The organism is Desulfovibrio sp. JY, assembly GCA_021730285.1.
Lineage (GTDB): Bacteria > Desulfobacterota > Desulfovibrionia > Desulfovibrionales > Desulfovibrionaceae > Solidesulfovibrio.
On sequence record CP082962.1, the window covers coordinates 2,338,823 to 2,353,287 of the forward strand.

General features: G+C 63.5%; 13 protein-coding genes. 5 read left to right on the forward strand and 8 right to left on the reverse strand.

Annotation, left to right across the window (positions count from 1 at the left end; translation table 11 throughout):
- Positions 1 to 22: 22 nt before the first annotated feature.
- The 3 genes from K9F62_10530 to K9F62_10540 form a co-directional block, all read right to left on the reverse strand.
- A complete protein-coding gene (locus K9F62_10530) occupies positions 23 to 541 on the reverse strand; it encodes a hypothetical protein (GenBank protein UJX43078.1) in 519 nt (172 codons plus the stop codon).
- A gap of 125 nt (positions 542 to 666) precedes the next feature.
- Positions 667 to 1,329: a hypothetical protein gene (locus K9F62_10535; protein UJX43079.1), complete on the reverse strand. Its 663-nt coding sequence runs from the start codon at positions 1,327 to 1,329 to the stop codon at positions 667 to 669.
- Positions 1,330 to 1,640: 311 nt separating this feature from the next.
- On the reverse strand, positions 1,641 to 2,075 hold the full coding sequence (locus K9F62_10540; GenBank protein UJX43080.1) for a hypothetical protein: 435 nt from the start codon (positions 2,073 to 2,075) through the stop codon (positions 1,641 to 1,643).
- 1,018 nt (positions 2,076 to 3,093) lie between these two features.
- Between K9F62_10540 and K9F62_10545 the strand changes: the two genes are divergently transcribed.
- The 4 genes from K9F62_10545 to K9F62_10560 all read left to right on the forward strand — a co-directional run bounded on the left by K9F62_10545 (position 3,094) and on the right by K9F62_10560 (position 6,863).
- Positions 3,094 to 3,813, forward strand: coding sequence for a hypothetical protein (locus K9F62_10545; GenBank protein ID UJX43081.1), 720 nt, complete (start codon positions 3,094 to 3,096; stop codon positions 3,811 to 3,813).
- A gap of 89 nt (positions 3,814 to 3,902) precedes the next feature.
- The gene (locus K9F62_10550) at positions 3,903 to 4,448 is read left to right on the forward strand and encodes a hypothetical protein (GenBank protein ID UJX43082.1); all 546 of its coding nucleotides are present in this window, start codon (positions 3,903 to 3,905) and stop codon (positions 4,446 to 4,448) included.
- 7 nt (positions 4,449 to 4,455) lie between these two features.
- Positions 4,456 to 5,379: a hypothetical protein gene (locus tag K9F62_10555; GenBank protein ID UJX43083.1), complete on the forward strand. Its 924-nt coding sequence runs from the start codon at positions 4,456 to 4,458 to the stop codon at positions 5,377 to 5,379.
- A gap of 143 nt (positions 5,380 to 5,522) precedes the next feature.
- Complete coding sequence (locus tag K9F62_10560) at positions 5,523 to 6,863, forward strand: YncE family protein (GenBank protein ID UJX39178.1); 1,341 nt, start codon at positions 5,523 to 5,525, stop codon at positions 6,861 to 6,863.
- Here the strand turns inward: K9F62_10560 and K9F62_10565 are convergent.
- Complete coding sequence (locus K9F62_10565) at positions 6,856 to 9,495, reverse strand: SpoIIE family protein phosphatase (GenBank protein ID UJX39179.1); 2,640 nt, start codon at positions 9,493 to 9,495, stop codon at positions 6,856 to 6,858. The two genes, K9F62_10560 and K9F62_10565, sit on opposite strands and share 8 nt — an antisense overlap.
- A gap of 91 nt (positions 9,496 to 9,586) precedes the next feature.
- On the opposite strand from K9F62_10565, the gene K9F62_10570 reads away from it, so the two are divergent.
- A complete protein-coding gene (locus K9F62_10570; protein UJX39180.1) occupies positions 9,587 to 10,885 on the forward strand; it encodes a sigma-54 dependent transcriptional regulator in 1,299 nt (432 codons plus the stop codon).
- On the opposite strand, the gene K9F62_10575 is transcribed toward K9F62_10570, so the two are convergent.
- From K9F62_10575 to K9F62_10590, 4 genes are all read right to left on the reverse strand, one after another.
- Positions 10,873 to 12,783 carry a SpoIIE family protein phosphatase gene (locus K9F62_10575; GenBank protein UJX39181.1) on the reverse strand — a complete coding sequence of 637 codons (1,911 nt, stop codon included), beginning with the start codon at positions 12,781 to 12,783 and terminating at the stop codon, positions 10,873 to 10,875. The two genes, K9F62_10570 and K9F62_10575, sit on opposite strands and share 13 nt — an antisense overlap.
- Positions 12,784 to 12,812: 29 nt before the next feature.
- Complete coding sequence (locus K9F62_10580) at positions 12,813 to 13,157, reverse strand: STAS domain-containing protein (GenBank protein ID UJX39182.1); 345 nt, start codon at positions 13,155 to 13,157, stop codon at positions 12,813 to 12,815.
- A 152-nt stretch (positions 13,158 to 13,309) separates the two neighbouring features.
- Complete coding sequence (locus tag K9F62_10585; GenBank protein UJX39183.1) at positions 13,310 to 13,726, reverse strand: hypothetical protein; 417 nt, start codon at positions 13,724 to 13,726, stop codon at positions 13,310 to 13,312.
- Positions 13,727 to 13,784: 58 nt separating this feature from the next.
- On the reverse strand, positions 13,785 to 14,405 hold the full coding sequence (locus K9F62_10590; GenBank protein UJX39184.1) for a hypothetical protein: 621 nt from the start codon (positions 14,403 to 14,405) through the stop codon (positions 13,785 to 13,787).
- Between the last annotated feature and the right edge of the window lie 60 nt (positions 14,406 to 14,465).

The window sequence follows — 14,465 nt, forward strand, 5'->3', positions numbered from 1 at the left end:
CTTCTTGCGGAAAGTTGGCGGATTACCGTCTGGCCCAGGCCCGGGCGCACTGTTCGAGCTCGTTCTCGCTTATGGCAAGCGCCTGTTCCATGAGCCAGCCGTCATGGCTTTTACCTTTGGCGTCCACGTAGCGGACCTGCAACCATTCCTTGTAGATGCCGAGCAGGCGCACGGGGGCGTCGGCCGGGACCTTCACGCCGAGGGGGCTGTCGATATGAGGGCCCTTGCTCAGGGAGGGAGCACCGTCCTCGGTGGCTGAGGCGCACGTGCCCAGCATGCTGCCGTGCATCCAGCCCGTGACGCCGCCGGCCTCGACCTTGAACCAGCTGCCGGACTGTCCGCTGACCGGGACCTGGCGCGGCGTACTGCCGCTTTCGAACGGGATGACCTTGATGATTTTTCCGGCGGGGGACGCGCGGACATTGGTCCCCCTGGGATCCTTGTCGATGAGCAGCACATTCCAGGACCGCCCGGCATCGCCGGCCGCGGCCGGCAGGGCGAAAAGCAGCAGAAGCAGGGACGCCGGCAGCAGTGTTTTCATGTCCGGTTTTCTCCTTGTGGGCGTAAAGCCCTGTCCGGGGCGTGCCGGATGCCGCACAGCGCCACCTCCCCGGCCGCCATGGCTGCATGGTCCGGGGAGGCGAGCCGACGCCGCACGGTCGCGCCTTAGAATTTTCCGATATCGGCAAAGGTGGAGGCCACCACGGTGATCGAGTCGTCCTTTTTATCCATGTGCAAGGAGTAAACAATGGCGTCGCCAAAGTCGGCCATGGTGGCTTTTTGCGTGATGTGCCCGGTAGCCTTCATTGCCTTGGCCATTTCCTCGAACATGGCTTCAGGACAAAAGGTGACGGTGATGCTTCCCTTTTCCTGGCCGGCGTAGGTGCTTAGCGCATCCTTCAGGGCGTCGTCCCGCGCGTCCGTATCCTTTCCGGCGACAGCCAGCCTGGCGAAGTTCAGTTCGTTTTTCTCGTCACCGACCAGGCGGCTGACCACCATCGGCACGGCAAGACGCTCCTGCATGTCTTGCAGCATGGTGAAAACCTGGTCGTTGCCGGTCAGTTTCGCCGTCAGCCCGACCACGGCGATGTCCTTGCCCTTGAGAAGCAGACGCACGTCCCACTTCTTGCCGCCCCAGGTGACCGTGGCCTTCATGGCGTTTTTCCCGGCTGCTGTGGCTCCCGACTTTTTGGCATCGGCCATGGTCATAGCCGGAAAATAGACGTCGAGTCCGCTCTGGCTGCCGTCGCCCGGATCGCCCTGCGCAAAGGCGAAGGATGCGCAAAGGCAGCAGCAAAAGGCCAGGAGGCTGATAAGTCGTGCATGCATGGGTGTGCTCCCAAGAGAGTATTGTTGTGCGGCATGGGCCGGAACAAGACGCCATTGCTTTTCCGGCCGTGTCCTGGACCGGCAAGGGGAGACGGCCTTGCTTCCGTTTGGCCCGCGCACCTCGACGCAGGCCTCTTTCGCGGCAGATCCCGAAATGCTTCCGGGATTGGGTGCCTTATCAGGAGGGGGACATGGCTTTCGCCGCGGACCCGAAAGCTTGCGCATCCGGGCCCACGGCCCCTTTCTTGGCTCCTGGCAGGGATGCAGAGGGGAGATTGTCCCGCGCTTCGCCTGCGTTTTGGAACCTGGAACTAGCTCGCCCGTTCGAAGTTGATATTGCGGACTTGGACTTCAACGTCGTCATACGGAAAAGAACCGCGACGGGGTTGGACTTTTCTCCAGAATTTGATCTTCAGGCCCTTTTGCCGCCCCGGTCCGAGCGCGGGCGAAAAATCCCAGTCCACCTTGACCTTGCGGGAATATGTTTCTTCTCTCCCGCTGAAATATCCATGTACGGAAACCTCTACCCAGTTCACTCTTGCTATATATTCGACTTGGGAGACATTGCGGAATATCGCATCAAATATGATGAGCTGCTTTCCATCCCGCACCGGACCGGCGATGGATCCGTTCATTTTGCAGTCGATCGTACGTGCCTCGCTGTCGATTGCCGATGCAGCAACCGCGAGGCATGTAAAAACGATCAGCATGACAAGAATTTTTTTGTACCTGGCCAGAGTGCTCATCTTGAATCTCCATTTTCGATCACGTTGCGGCGACATCACGCAATGGATATCCCCTGTGTGATCGAGCTAGACATGAAAACACGGCACATTCCTTTTTCCCCGCAATCCTCTACCCATAACGCATATATGCGGCGAACTTCCTGTGCCTCTCCCACGGACGCGAGGGGCGAGAGCCTTCGCGCGGCGGCATTGCATGCGGCGTGCCTTCCACGGCAGGCCAAGCCTCCCTGGCTTTCGGGACGTGGGCGTTGTCGCCCGTAAAAGCAATATTGTATATATTTATTATTATATTTCATGTGGTTATGATAAGGGGGCGTTGTTGCGTCGTCCTGTTCCCCGGTTTGCCCCCTCCCGGGGCCTGCGTCGGACAGCGATCGCGCATATGCCAAAAATTTTGGCGCAACAGACGCCTGGGGGAACAGCGCCGCCATGGCACTGCTTCGCCATTGGAATCCTCAGAACAAGGCGGGCTGGACAACAAACGGCGCTCACGCGCGGCAGGGGGAAGATACAGAGGAAGGAGGCGCCAGAACTGCCCACGATTCTGCCAACAGCCTGTTTTTCGGTCGGCCGGCATGGAGAATTTCCGGCTGGCGTCGCACCCTTTTCCTTGGTGCCGGCCATGGCCAGGTCCGGGAAAGAGGCGTTGAGGCCGTTTGGGTTGTCACCGCCGGATTCCCTCGGGCAGGGATGGGGGAGGGGCAGGAGGTCGCGGTGGAGGGCCGGGAGACTTTGCGCGGCGCGCGTTCCTGTCTGCCGCTGCAGGCAGTGGCGCGGCGAGGTATGGCCGCGTCGCTTGCAAAGCGCTTGCATGCGCAGGGCAGGGAAATAATCACGCAACGAGCAGCTGTGTTCCAGAATGCATAAAGCTGGTATGGTTGTTGCTTCGGGCTGAGCACACCGCCTTAGAGCAGAACCCCTGTCATGAAATGGAGTCTACATGCATACGAGAGTGCTGCACCTCCTGTTTATTTGTCTGTTCGGACTCTGTCTGGCTCTGCCCCGTGCAGCCTCCTGCATGGACGAGAAAAAAACGACCGCGCACCTGGGTTCCCTGGAGCTCAAGGATGGCCGGCTTGTGCTGCGCCAGACCGGCAAGCCTTTGCCCGATGGAGTGGCAACACTTACGCCCGTGGAGCATTCCGACATGCGGTTCGCGGTTGTCGAGGCTTTCGCCGTCGAGCGGGACAAGCTTCCCGTACGACCGGGGCTGTATCTGGTCAGGTCCGACGGTGCGGTGACGTATTTCAATTCCGCCCTGGAGGATGAGGGGCCCGAGGCCTGGGAAAGCGTCGTGGCCGTGTCCCTGTCGCCGGACAAGGACATCTTGGCTCTGGGATATTTCGCCACGCTCCAAGGAGGTTGGTATTTTTTCCACTGGCCGGACGTCCGGCCCCTCGAGCACCCCACGACCGTGGGGTACTGGGAGACTTCCCGCAAGTCGCCGCCGCTGCTGTGGAGCGGCAAGCGGCAGGTGGTTGTCGATTCCATGGACGTGGAAGGATGCAAGCGGCCGTGCGACTATGATCCCTGTGGACGGATCTCGGTCGTGGCCTACGACCTGGACACGGGCAAAACCAGCCCGATTTTTCAAGGCACGGATCTTTGCGACTATCGTGTGCGGTCCGTGAAAAATGGCTCGGTCACAGCCACGAAGCTTTGTCTGCCGAAGGTTGCGGCCTGGAAGAACTACCCGGGAAACGCATCCGCGGAAACCGTTGCCGCGCCCCTGCCGTAGGCAGGCCGGACAAACCGTCGCCAAGCGCCAGCCCAGGCACGACATCCCCCACGCACGGGGACACCCGCTTACACGACAGGAGGATAGGCATGCCGCGCGCGAGACACATCCTTTGCGCCATGGCCCTTTCGCTTTTGCTCGCAGCCCTGGCCCCGGCCGCCGACACAGCCAAGGGCGACGCCGGCATCAAGGAGGCGGCCGGACTTTGCGCCGCTCCTGCCGCGACCGTCGCCTTTTCCTGCAAGACCCGGGACAACTATCTGGTTGCCGTTTGTACCCGGGATAACGGCTTGCTCCAGCTGGTCTTCGAGCAGACGGGCAAGACGAACACCCGCGTCGCGCTGCCCAAGGACCCGGCGGAGAAGGCGTCCGTACGCGTGGGGTACATGCTGTATTCCGGCGGCGGCGGCAGCTATGGCGGGTTCAAAGCCGGGGACAGGGAGTACGTGGCCTATTCCGGCTTCGGAAAAGGCTGGAAGCAGGCCGGGATGTCCGAGGTCAGGGGGGAAAAGCACCTCGCGGAACACATCTGCCTTCCCGCGACCAGGCCCTACGATATCGGATTCCCTCTCCTGGGCGAAAAGGCCGGCTACGCCCGGGATGCGGCCCAGGATTTTGACCTCGACGTGCAATGAGGCCCCCATGCGTCCCCATTTTTTCATCTGCTGCCTGCTGGTCCTGTGCGGCCTGTCGCCCCAAGACTCGCCGGCCGGACAGGTTGAAAACGCCACCAGCGTGTTCACCCTGAGCGGCCTGTCCCTGCCGGACCTTGCGGCGCCGCGACGAGTGGACATGCGCCTCGCTCCCGGCCAAAGCGAAACGGTTTCCCTGCCGCCAGGCAAAAGCCGCCTCAAGGCGGACATGGGCATGGTCCGTTTCGTCTTTCCGGCCGGCGAATACGGCACGGCGCGAAAACTCGTGGTCCAGGGGAGCGACAAGCCTGTCCTCGTCGTCACGGACGCCCGGGGAATCCCACACCGCGTGCCAGGCACGATGCTGAACCTGCGCGCGGCTGACGCCGGGGACGAAGCGGTCTTCGACTGCCGCCAATTTCTGTCCCCGGCCGATGCCGCGGACGTCGGCGCCATTTTGGGCCTGAGTCCCGAGCAGCTGGCCTCCGGCTGGGAAGGCGCCGTAGCTTACGGTCCCTTACGCGGCACGGGGCATCTCCGTTTGCGGCACGGCCGGGTGCGGCTGACCATTTCGGGCAAGCTGACGCCCGAGACCGTAGCCAGCGTGTTGGACGCGCTGGAGGCGCAAGGACGGCTCTGGCGCGTGGCGCTGCCGGGGCGCGGCAAGGTTTCCGATGGAATCGCCCTCTCCGGAGCGCAACGCCCAAAGGCCCTGCGGCAATTGGCTTCGGACGTACAGGCCGGGCTGCGAAGCAAAGCGGGCGTCGCGCTGCTTGCGAGTGTGGACAGCGCGGCCTCGGGTGGCGCGGTGCTCGCCCCCAACCCGTCGGAGGATGCCCGGTGCGTCCTGGTGGGAATGGACTTCGCCACGGCGCGGTGGCGGTTGTCTTTTGTCACCACGGCCCAAGCCAGGGCCAGAATGAAAACCTCCTGAAACATTGCGGGTGCGGTGCAGCCACGGCTGCCCCTTTTCTTTCGTTTCCCGACCGCGGGCTGCTTCCGGCGGTCTTGTCCATGGCGGCCGGCGAAGAGTCGGCCGTTTACTCCGCCCACGATCTTACCGAAAGGGAATTCCCCATGCGATACGCATTCCGGTGTCTTGGCGCCGTCCTGCTGACGGGCTTACTCACAATTCCCGGATTGGCCCATGGCGCGCGGTTGGTCCGGGAAGTCTCCATCGGGACGTTTCGTCTGTCCCATTTCCCGCGCTCCGTCATCGAACCGGACATGCACTCCCCGAAAAGTGTGGCCTTCACCCCCGATGGCCGGCTGCTCCTTATCAACGCCCTGGAAGCCGGCAAGACCTTCGCCTTCGAAACCGGAACATGGCGCAAGGCATGGCAGGTCAGCCACGCCTTCCCGGCCTCCGAGCAAGCGCGCCACGAGGCCTTGATCCCGGACAATTTGCGGCAGTATTTCGATTTCCCCCCAAAAGCCCGGGCCTGGACAGGCAAGCCGGTGGAGATGGCCATCACCCCGGACGGACGTCTGGCCTACGTCACCAGCTATCGGAAAAATTTTGACCCGCATGGGCATCTGGCCAGTTCGGTCAGCATCATCGACATCGCCGCCGGCAAGCTGATCGCCTCCCTGCCCAGCGGCCCCATTCCCAAGTCCCCGGCCATCTCGCCCGACGGAACACGGCTGGTGGTGGCCGACTGGGGGGACAATACCGTCTCGGTCTGGGAACTCGGCAAGGACGGGCTGCCCCTGCGCCTGGTGAACCATTTCGCCGTCGGGAAACGGCTCGACGTGTCCGGACTCACGGGTAACCGGGACGTGCAATGCGGCTATTGCCTGCGCGGCACGACCTTTGCCTCGGACGGCAAAACCGTGCTCATAAGCCGCATGAGCCGCAACAACGGCCTGGACATCGTGGACGCGGTTTCGGGCGCGCATGTCGGATTTTTGCCCGACGTGCCGACTTCCTTACGGCATCTCGTTTGCACCCGGGGGATGGTCTACGCCTCGTCCTCGGCCGGAAAGTGCCTTGCCAGCATCAAGGAAGCAACGCTGTTGTCCCCCAAGCACAAACCCCGCAGGGAGAACTGGCGCGTCCGGAAAGCGGACTCCGGCGTGCGCACCATCGCCGTGGCCGGCGACGTCCTTGTGGCGGCCATGCACGGCCGCAAGGAGATCGGCCTGTATGACGCCGCGAGCCTCGCCCCCCTGGAAAGGCTCCCGACGGCGGCCTGGCCCGTGGGTGCCTGCGTGTCCCCGGACAATCGCTGGATTGCGGTCACAGCCCAGGGGTACCATGGTTCCGGCGGCAATATGGTGGCCGTTTACCGTCTTGAGGACGACCGCCAGCCCACCGTAGTGTGTTCCCTCGCCCTCGTGGCCGAAGAAAAACACGTGGATCGGTTGCGCTTCGCGATTGCTTCCCTGCAACAAAGCCTCGCGCTGGTTTTCAATTGAGTTCCTTTCCCTCCCGGGCGCGGGTGATGACCATAAGCGAAATGTCGTCCGTGGCGGGCCGTCCGGCCATGTGCCGCGCGAGATCTTCCCGCAGCCGCGCGACGATGCCTTCCGGCCCGGACTCGGGAGCGACCTCGCGACAGGCCCGGTCGAAGGATTCGGCCAGCCGCGCCTCGCCGTAGAGTTCGCCGCCGGAGGCGTCGGGAGCGTTGCCGGAGGGCGGCGGCCCCTGGGCCTCGTCCGCGCCGTCGGTGTAGAGCAGCAAGGATTGCCCCGGCGCAAGGCGCACGTGAAAGGTGGAATAACGCTGGCCGTCACGCACGCCGAGCACCAACTCGCCGGGCCAGGCCAAGGGCCGGGCAGCGCCTGGCGAAAACCCGTCTCCTTGCGGCTCGGGTCCGGGCAGCGGCGGCGGATGCCCGGCGCTGGCCCAGGAGAAGGTTCCGTCCCGGTCCAGGATGCCCACGAGCATGGTCACGAACATGGAGGAATTCTCGCGGCGCAAAAGCGCGCTGTTGAGGCGGGACAGCGTTTCGGCCGGGGAAAGGCCGGCCAACAGAAAGGCGCGGGCCAGGGACATGGTGCGGCTCATGACGATGGCCGCGGGAATGCCCTTGCCGCACACGTCGCCCATGAGGCAGCAAATCCGGGTCGGGTCTGCGGGATCGGGCACGAAACAGTCGTGCAGGTCGCCGCAGACCTCGCGGCACATATCCAGCCCGGCATGGACGGCGGCCCAGGGCAGGCGGGGAAAGACGGCTGGCAGCATGGAGCGTTGGATGTTTCGGGCCAGCTCCAGCTCGTTGCGCATGCGCTGCTCGGCCGCGGCGCTGTTGACGAGATTGCGAAACGAGGCCCGCAGGGTCACCCGCACCCGCTCGAAGGTATCGAGCATCCGGCCTATTTCGTCGGCGAAACGCGCCCTGGGCACGGGCGCGTCCAGGTCGCCCTGGCCGAAACGTTCCAGACAGGAGGCCAGGTCGTGCAGGGGGCGCAACGTGCGCGAGGTCACGAGCCAGGTGACGCAGCCGATGCACAGCGGTCCCAGAATGGCCATGAGGAAAAAGGCCCGGGGCAGTTCCTGCGGCGCGTCGCCGAGTTCCTCGCTGGAAACAAGCAGGGCCAGGGACCAGCCCGGCGTGCCCATGGGGTAATAGGCCAGGGACGTGGGCCCTTCCCAGGGCAGCGGCCAGGGGGTGGCGTCCCCATGGAGGATCGGCCGCAGTTGGACCACTCCTTTTCCCCCGGCCAGGATTTTCTTTTCCAAGGCCAGGATTCCCGACGCATGGTCTTGGCGCGCCTCGTCGGCAAGGCTCTGCGGGCCGCTGCCCATCCGCCGCCCCACGGGATAGATGACGTACTGTCCGGTATGATCGAGGAAGAAGGGGACCGCGTTTTGAAAACCGGCCAGGGCGTGCAGCGTCCTGTCGATCCAGGGCATGACGATGATCGTGCCGATCCAGCCGTCCTCAGGCCTGCCCGAGGGGGTCAGGGGCACGGCATAGAGCATGGCCGCATGGGGATCGTCCTTGCCGAAGGTCATGGGGAGGCGTTGCCAGCGGGCGGGCGCGTCGCCGGCGGCAACCAGGGCCGTCAGGTCCCGATCCAGGCCCTCCCGGCGCGGTTCCCCGTCGCGCATACGGTACAACCAGGTTTTCCCGCCGTATCCCGTCACGACGCCGAGGACGGGAACCTCGGCCACCAGGGAACGCAGTGTCGGGCCGTTTTGCAGTCGCCGCAGCAGCGCGTCCGGATGCCCGGCCAGTTGCGCGATATCGGGGAGAAGGCGGGCGTTTCGGGCCAGACGCTCCACGGCGTCCCCCACACGCGCAATGAATGTCGAGGAGATAACCGACTGGGTGTGCATGGCCTGCATGGCGCGGGTGGTGGCGTTGGCGGCGCGCACGTTTGCCACTTCCAGGGAATACAGCGCCATGGCCCCCCAGATGAGCGCCACGGAGCACAGGGTGAACACGACGGTCTGGCGCAGGGCCAGATTACCGAACCAGACCGCGCGCAGCCGGTCCAGCCTATTGCCGGCCTTGGCGGCCGGGGATGCGGCGTTCGGGGAACCCGTATCCGTCGCGCTGCGGCCGTTGAGCGGCAACTCGAGGCAAAGCCGGTTGCCGGAGCCTGTCCATTGGTACTCGGTCCGCGCGGTCAGCAGACGCACCAGGGTGAGGCCGCGTCCGCCGACCGGGGTGTCGCGGATGCCGGCCACGGGTTTGGGCTCGTAGGCGAGGGGATTGAAGGGCTTGCCCGTGTCGCGCAGCACGATGCGGACAACGCCCTGGGGAGGACGCGGTCCCGTTGTACCATGGCCTTGGGCCGACGCGGGCGGGTCCTTGTCGCCGGGCGTTTCCCCTGGCCTGTCCGCCGCCAGATGTTCCAGCTGCAGGTCGACCTTCCCCTGGGCGTCGCGGACAGCGCCATGCATGCAGATGTTCGCAAGCAGTTCATCGAGCACAAGGCGCAACGAAAGGCCGTCGTCGCGGACGATGCCTTGCTGGGCGGCCCATTCCTGGACAACGGCGAGGATGCCCTCCACGGTGTCCGGTTGGGCGTCGAAACGCAGGACAAGGGTGCGCTTCTCCGTGGCGGCGGGTGGGAAAGCGGGGTCAGCGTGCGGCATCGGTCCCCCCCGCCCAGGGAAACTTGCATCGCCCATTTTTTGGGCATATGTCGTAGACTGCCCAATTATCACCCATGATTCGCAACCGCCTATGGATACGCCCTTGCTGTACGCCAAGCTGACCCAGATTTGTGAAGCAATAAGTCGCGGAGAATACGAACAGGCCAAGGCCGTTTTCGACCTGCCCCCCGGCGACGGTCAGGCCAATCCGGGCAATGTCCTGGCCGAGGCTCTGGGCATGATGCTGGTGCGCATCGAAGCGCGCGAGTTCGAACTGGGCCGCGCCATCACGGAGCTGACCGCCACCCGCGAGGAGCTTGTCTGGCACAAGGACCGGCTGGCCCATGAAAACAGCCGGCTGCGCGCGGAATTGCGGCGCAAGTCCGACGGCGCGCGCCCCGTGGCCTCCGCGCCGGCCATGCTCCAGCTCATGCGCCAGGCCGAGCGGGCCGCCCTTGTGGACGCGAACCTGCTCATCACCGGCGAGACCGGGACGGGCAAGGGCGTGTTCGCGCGCCACATCCACGCCATGAGCCAGCGGGCGGGGAAGCCTTTTATCCCCATCAACTGCGCGGCCATTCCCGCCTCGCTGCTGGAAAGCGAACTGTTCGGCATCGAGGCCGGGGTGGCTTCCGGCGTCCAGGCCCGGATCGGACGTTTCGAGCAGGCCGCCGGGGGCGCCATCCTGCTGGATGAAATCGGGGACATGCCCCTGGAAAGCCAGGCCAAGCTGTTGCATGTCATCGAGACGGGTGTGGTGGAGCGCGTGGGCGGGCGCAAACCCATCAGCGTCGGCGTGCGCATCATGGCCGCCACCCACCGCGACCTGGAACGCCGCGTGGCCGAGGGGTCGTTTCGGGCCGACCTTTTTTACCGCCTCAATGTCATGCGCTTGCATATTCCCCCTCTGCGGGAACGCCGGGAAGATATTCCCCTGCTGGCGCGGCTGTTCCTGGCCCGGCTGGCCGAGCGCTCGCCCTTTGCCGCCTCTATCGTCGCCCCGGCAGCCCTGAAGCTTTTACTGGCCCACTGCTGGCCCGGCAATATTCGCGAACTCGAAAACGAGTTGGAACGTTCCGCCCTCCTGGCCGAAGGGCCGGCCATCGGCCCCGGCGACCTCTCTCCCCTTATCGGGATGGCTGCACCGCTGGAGGACGATTGCGCCGTCTCGCCGGAACGGTCCCGGCCGGACATGGAAGACGAAGCCGCCGCCGCGCAGGACGCGCGCATCGCCACGCTGGCGGAAGTGGAATCCGCCCATATCCGGACCGTGCTGGACCGGATGGGGGGCAACAAGTCAAAGACCGCGCAGGCCCTTGGCATCAGCCGGGAAGGGTTGCGCGTCAAACTGGAAAGGACGCGCGCAAACCACGGGCCTCAGACCTCCTGACGGCCGGCGTCCTCGGGCGACACGTTCCAGGGATCGACCGGAGGCCGCGGCGTGCCCTTGGCGACGTCGCCCCGCCAACGCACCGCGAAAAAGGTCAGGTCGTCCTGGGGCGGGCCACCGGCATGCTGGCGTATCCGCGCGTAAAGCGCCCGCACAAGGTCAGCCGGCGCATCGGTATTTCCCGCCAGGAAACGCCGTAACGCGCGTTCCCCGTAGGATCTTCCCAGGGCATCCGTCACGGAAAGCAGGCGTGGTCCGGCAAAAAGCAGCGTTTCCCCCCGGCGCAAACGGATCTCGCGCTCCGGATATGTTTCCTTGTCGCGGATGCCGAGCGGCATGTTGCCGGTCCAGTCCAACTGATCCACCTCCCGCCCCAGACTGCGAAACGGCGGCGTGTGCCCCGCGCTGGCCCAACGCAGCAGACCGTCGTCCAGGTCCAGGATCCCCGCGAAAACGCTGACCATGTGCTGTTCGCGGGAGGCCGTCGGCCCGAGCACCCGGTTGCTGTGCTCCAGGGCCTTGCCCGGGGGCAGGCCGGTCAGCAGCAATTCATGCAGCAGCGGGATGATCCGACTGGTCAGCAAGGCGGCGGGCACGCCGTGGGCGGCGGCATTGCCCATGACGCAGCACAGACGCCGGGGGCTTTGGAAAAAATAGTCGTACATGTCGCCGCACACGTCCCCGGCCGTATGCGCAAAGGCCGCCACCTCCATATCGGCCGTCTGGGGGAGCTTTGGCGGGCGCATGGATTCCTGCATGCCGCGGGCGAAGGTCATTTCGCCGAAAAGTCGCTCCCGTGTCCGTCCGATCAAAGTCAGGTCCTGCATGCGCTGTCGCAGGGCCCGGCGCAGTTTCTCCGTGGCCAGGCGCAGGCGTTGGGCTTCATCGGGAAAACGGGTGGCGGGCCCTGGGGCCGGTGCGTGCGGATCGGCCTCCAGCTCCCCGCGCGCCAGCCGCGCGGCCAGCCGGCCCAGGGGCTTGAGTGGACTGAGCACCGTTTTGGAGGTGCGGTGCAGGCTGTAGGCGGCCAGCACCAAAACTGCCAGTCCAATGAGGCCCAGCAGGTGCGTCAGCCCGTCGAGGTCGCCAAAGAGGTCCTTGCGCGGGATGAGCAATCCCAAATGCAGTTCGCCGCCGGCCATCGGCATGAAAACAGCCATGTACGGCGTATCCTTCCAGACGAAGCTGCTCTCCCCGGAGGCCTGGGCCAACATGCGGGTCTTGAGCCGGGCCAAGGGGATGTCGTCTTGCGGCGGCAGGGTCCACATCCCATTGCGCGTGAGGAAGAATACACTGCCGTTTGTAAAGGGACTGAAGGAACGCACGCGGTCGGAGAACCAGGAAATAGCCAGGCTGACGCTGCAAATGCCGATGGTTTCGGTTTTCCCGCCGCTGTCCGTGTCCACGATCGGCACGGAATAGCGCAGCATGAGATTGCGTGCGGCATCCACTTCGGGCGCGTGCCACTGCGGGGCGGTAAAAGCCTGGACGCGCTGCCGCGTCCATTCCGTCATGGGGGGAGGGCCGACCGACAGCAACTTCTTGCTGTCGTAGCGGCGCATGGTCACCTTGCCGTGTGCGTCCAACAGGAGCACGTCCACAATCTGGCGTCCACGCGCATCGGAAATGATGGCGGACAGGTCCGCGTCGGCGGCTTTCTGCTCCTGCCCGTTTAAATGGGGAAAGGTGGCGACCAACCGGAGCAGGGGCTGCATGCCGCGCTTAAGCCAGTTGCGGTTGTAATCGTCCTGCCGGGCGATGCTGCCCACAAGCTGGGCCACCTGCCCCCGGGCTGAAGCGAGTATCTGATCCCGGGCGTGCAGATAGCCAAGTGTCAGCAACAGCGCCAGCACCCCCACCAACCCCACCAGGATCGGTAGGGATTGGCGTGTTTCCAAGCGATAGCGCCAAGCTACCCGGGATGGGTTCAAGCCTTGTCCTTAAACGCCCGCAGAGCCGTGTCCACATCGGGGTATTCGGGAAACAGACTGCTAAAGCCGCTGCCCACGAAAACCTTGCGCACCTGGGCTTGCAGCGAACTCATATGAATGCCCCCCTGTAGGGGCTCCAGCAACTTCCCGGTGTTGAGCAGGCTGCGCAGGCCGAAAGAACTCACGTAATCCACCCCGGCGGCGTCGATGACGACCAGACGCATGCCCTCCCGCACCAACGCCGCGCACTGTTGCTCGAAGGCCGAGGCGGAAAAGGTGTCCCAGCGCCCGGAGAGTGTGATAATGTATGCGCCCTGGGCGGGACGGACCTGTATTTCCATAGCGTGCTCCGGGCCGTGCCCAGTCGAATATGCTACCAAAAAAACGATACCGCTCCAAGTGCATTGCGTCGCCTCACGGCGGGCCTGACCGAAGGCCACCTCCCGGGTCTGAAAAACCTCATGAACCCGCTCCCATACGAAGCGCGTCGTGCTTATTTTCCAATCTGGACATCCAGGGTATAATGCGTGTCGTCACCCCGCATGGCACCGACAATGATTTTGTAGGTACCGTCCACGGGCAGGACCCCTTTCCACGCGGTGGCATCGTCATCCTTGCCGGCTTTGGGCAGGTAGGCTTCCTCCTTGCCGGGCTTTTGGATGTGGAACAACACAAGCTTGTGCTTGTTGGACACTTTCACCTGCATGGTTTGTCCGGCCTTGGCCGTTATGGGATAGATATCGCGGTCCATCCCCTGGATCTCGCCTTTGAGGCTGGCGCTGTTGCCCCCGGACGCGAATTTGATTTGGGGCTTATCTCCGGCGACAGCAGCAGTCGCGAGGCACAAGAACATAATGAATGGCAGCGTGCGCGCCGTCAGGACGCGAAGAATGCTACAGCTCCTGGACATGTGATTTCTCCTCGGTTGTAGGCCTGGAAAGCCTGTTTCAGACGGAAAGAACCGTTTGCTATCGGGCCATGAAATCGGAACTTGCCACAAATGATTTTGCAATGTCGCTGACCAGCGGGTTGAACACGGCACTGGACGATTTTGGGTAGGTCAAGATGAATGTTGCCGTGATGGCTTTATTCTTGATCGTTTTTTGGTAAACGATCTTCCCGTCTTTTATCCCGGAAACGACAAAGAAATTCTTCCCCATATATTCATATGTAACGCGCGAGCCAATCTCCTGTTGCGCTTTTATATAAAGCACTTTTATGGGATTTGTTTTCACGGAATTCCATTTCGCCCAGCAAATCAATTTAACCTGTCCCTCCGAATCCTTGAAAATCTGCCCATCGCCAGCGTTGGACTCCCCCATGGCTGTGAGCAGTTTCTTGGGCCAAGCAATCACGTATCCATACTTGTGGTTTGTATACCATTCATATGGAGTAGCTTTGCTGCCAACGGAGATGCCCCCTGCATCATGCCCTTGTTGCGATTGTGTGGCTAATACCTCTCGCGCGCCAGCCGGCAACAGCATGAAGAGAAGAAATACTGCAGGGACTGTATGCATGGTTAGGACGTACAGCTTGGCATTCATCGCAATTTTCACTGATTGAACCGCTTGGCATGATCGCAGGCCCATGCTTACCTCTTTCTCTGATGATGTGCGGTGTAATATAAAAGCAAAAAAGCAAGCACACGC

Bases quoted from the DNA above. Each gene is read 5' to 3' on its own strand.
- K9F62_10545 (UJX43081.1), top strand. From the start codon at position 3,094: ATGGACGAGAAAAAAACGACCGCGCACCTGGGTTCCCTGGAGCTCAAG.
- K9F62_10580 (UJX39182.1), bottom strand. From the start codon at position 13,157: ATGGAAATACAGGTCCGTCCCGCCCAGGGCGCATACATTATCACACTC.
- K9F62_10590 (UJX39184.1), bottom strand. From the start codon at position 14,405: ATGGGCCTGCGATCATGCCAAGCGGTTCAATCAGTGAAAATTGCGATG.
- K9F62_10535 (UJX43079.1), bottom strand. From the start codon at position 1,329: ATGCATGCACGACTTATCAGCCTCCTGGCCTTTTGCTGCTGCCTTTGC.
- K9F62_10550 (UJX43082.1), top strand. From the start codon at position 3,903: ATGCCGCGCGCGAGACACATCCTTTGCGCCATGGCCCTTTCGCTTTTG.
- K9F62_10530 (UJX43078.1), bottom strand. From the start codon at position 541: ATGAAAACACTGCTGCCGGCGTCCCTGCTTCTGCTGCTTTTCGCCCTG.
- K9F62_10555 (UJX43083.1), top strand. From the start codon at position 4,456: ATGCGTCCCCATTTTTTCATCTGCTGCCTGCTGGTCCTGTGCGGCCTG.
- K9F62_10565 (UJX39179.1), bottom strand. From the start codon at position 9,495: ATGCCGCACGCTGACCCCGCTTTCCCACCCGCCGCCACGGAGAAGCGC.
- K9F62_10540 (UJX43080.1), bottom strand. From the start codon at position 2,075: ATGAGCACTCTGGCCAGGTACAAAAAAATTCTTGTCATGCTGATCGTT.
- K9F62_10560 (UJX39178.1), top strand. From the start codon at position 5,523: ATGCGATACGCATTCCGGTGTCTTGGCGCCGTCCTGCTGACGGGCTTA.
- K9F62_10585 (UJX39183.1), bottom strand. From the start codon at position 13,726: ATGTCCAGGAGCTGTAGCATTCTTCGCGTCCTGACGGCGCGCACGCTG.
- K9F62_10570 (UJX39180.1), top strand. From the start codon at position 9,587: ATGGATACGCCCTTGCTGTACGCCAAGCTGACCCAGATTTGTGAAGCA.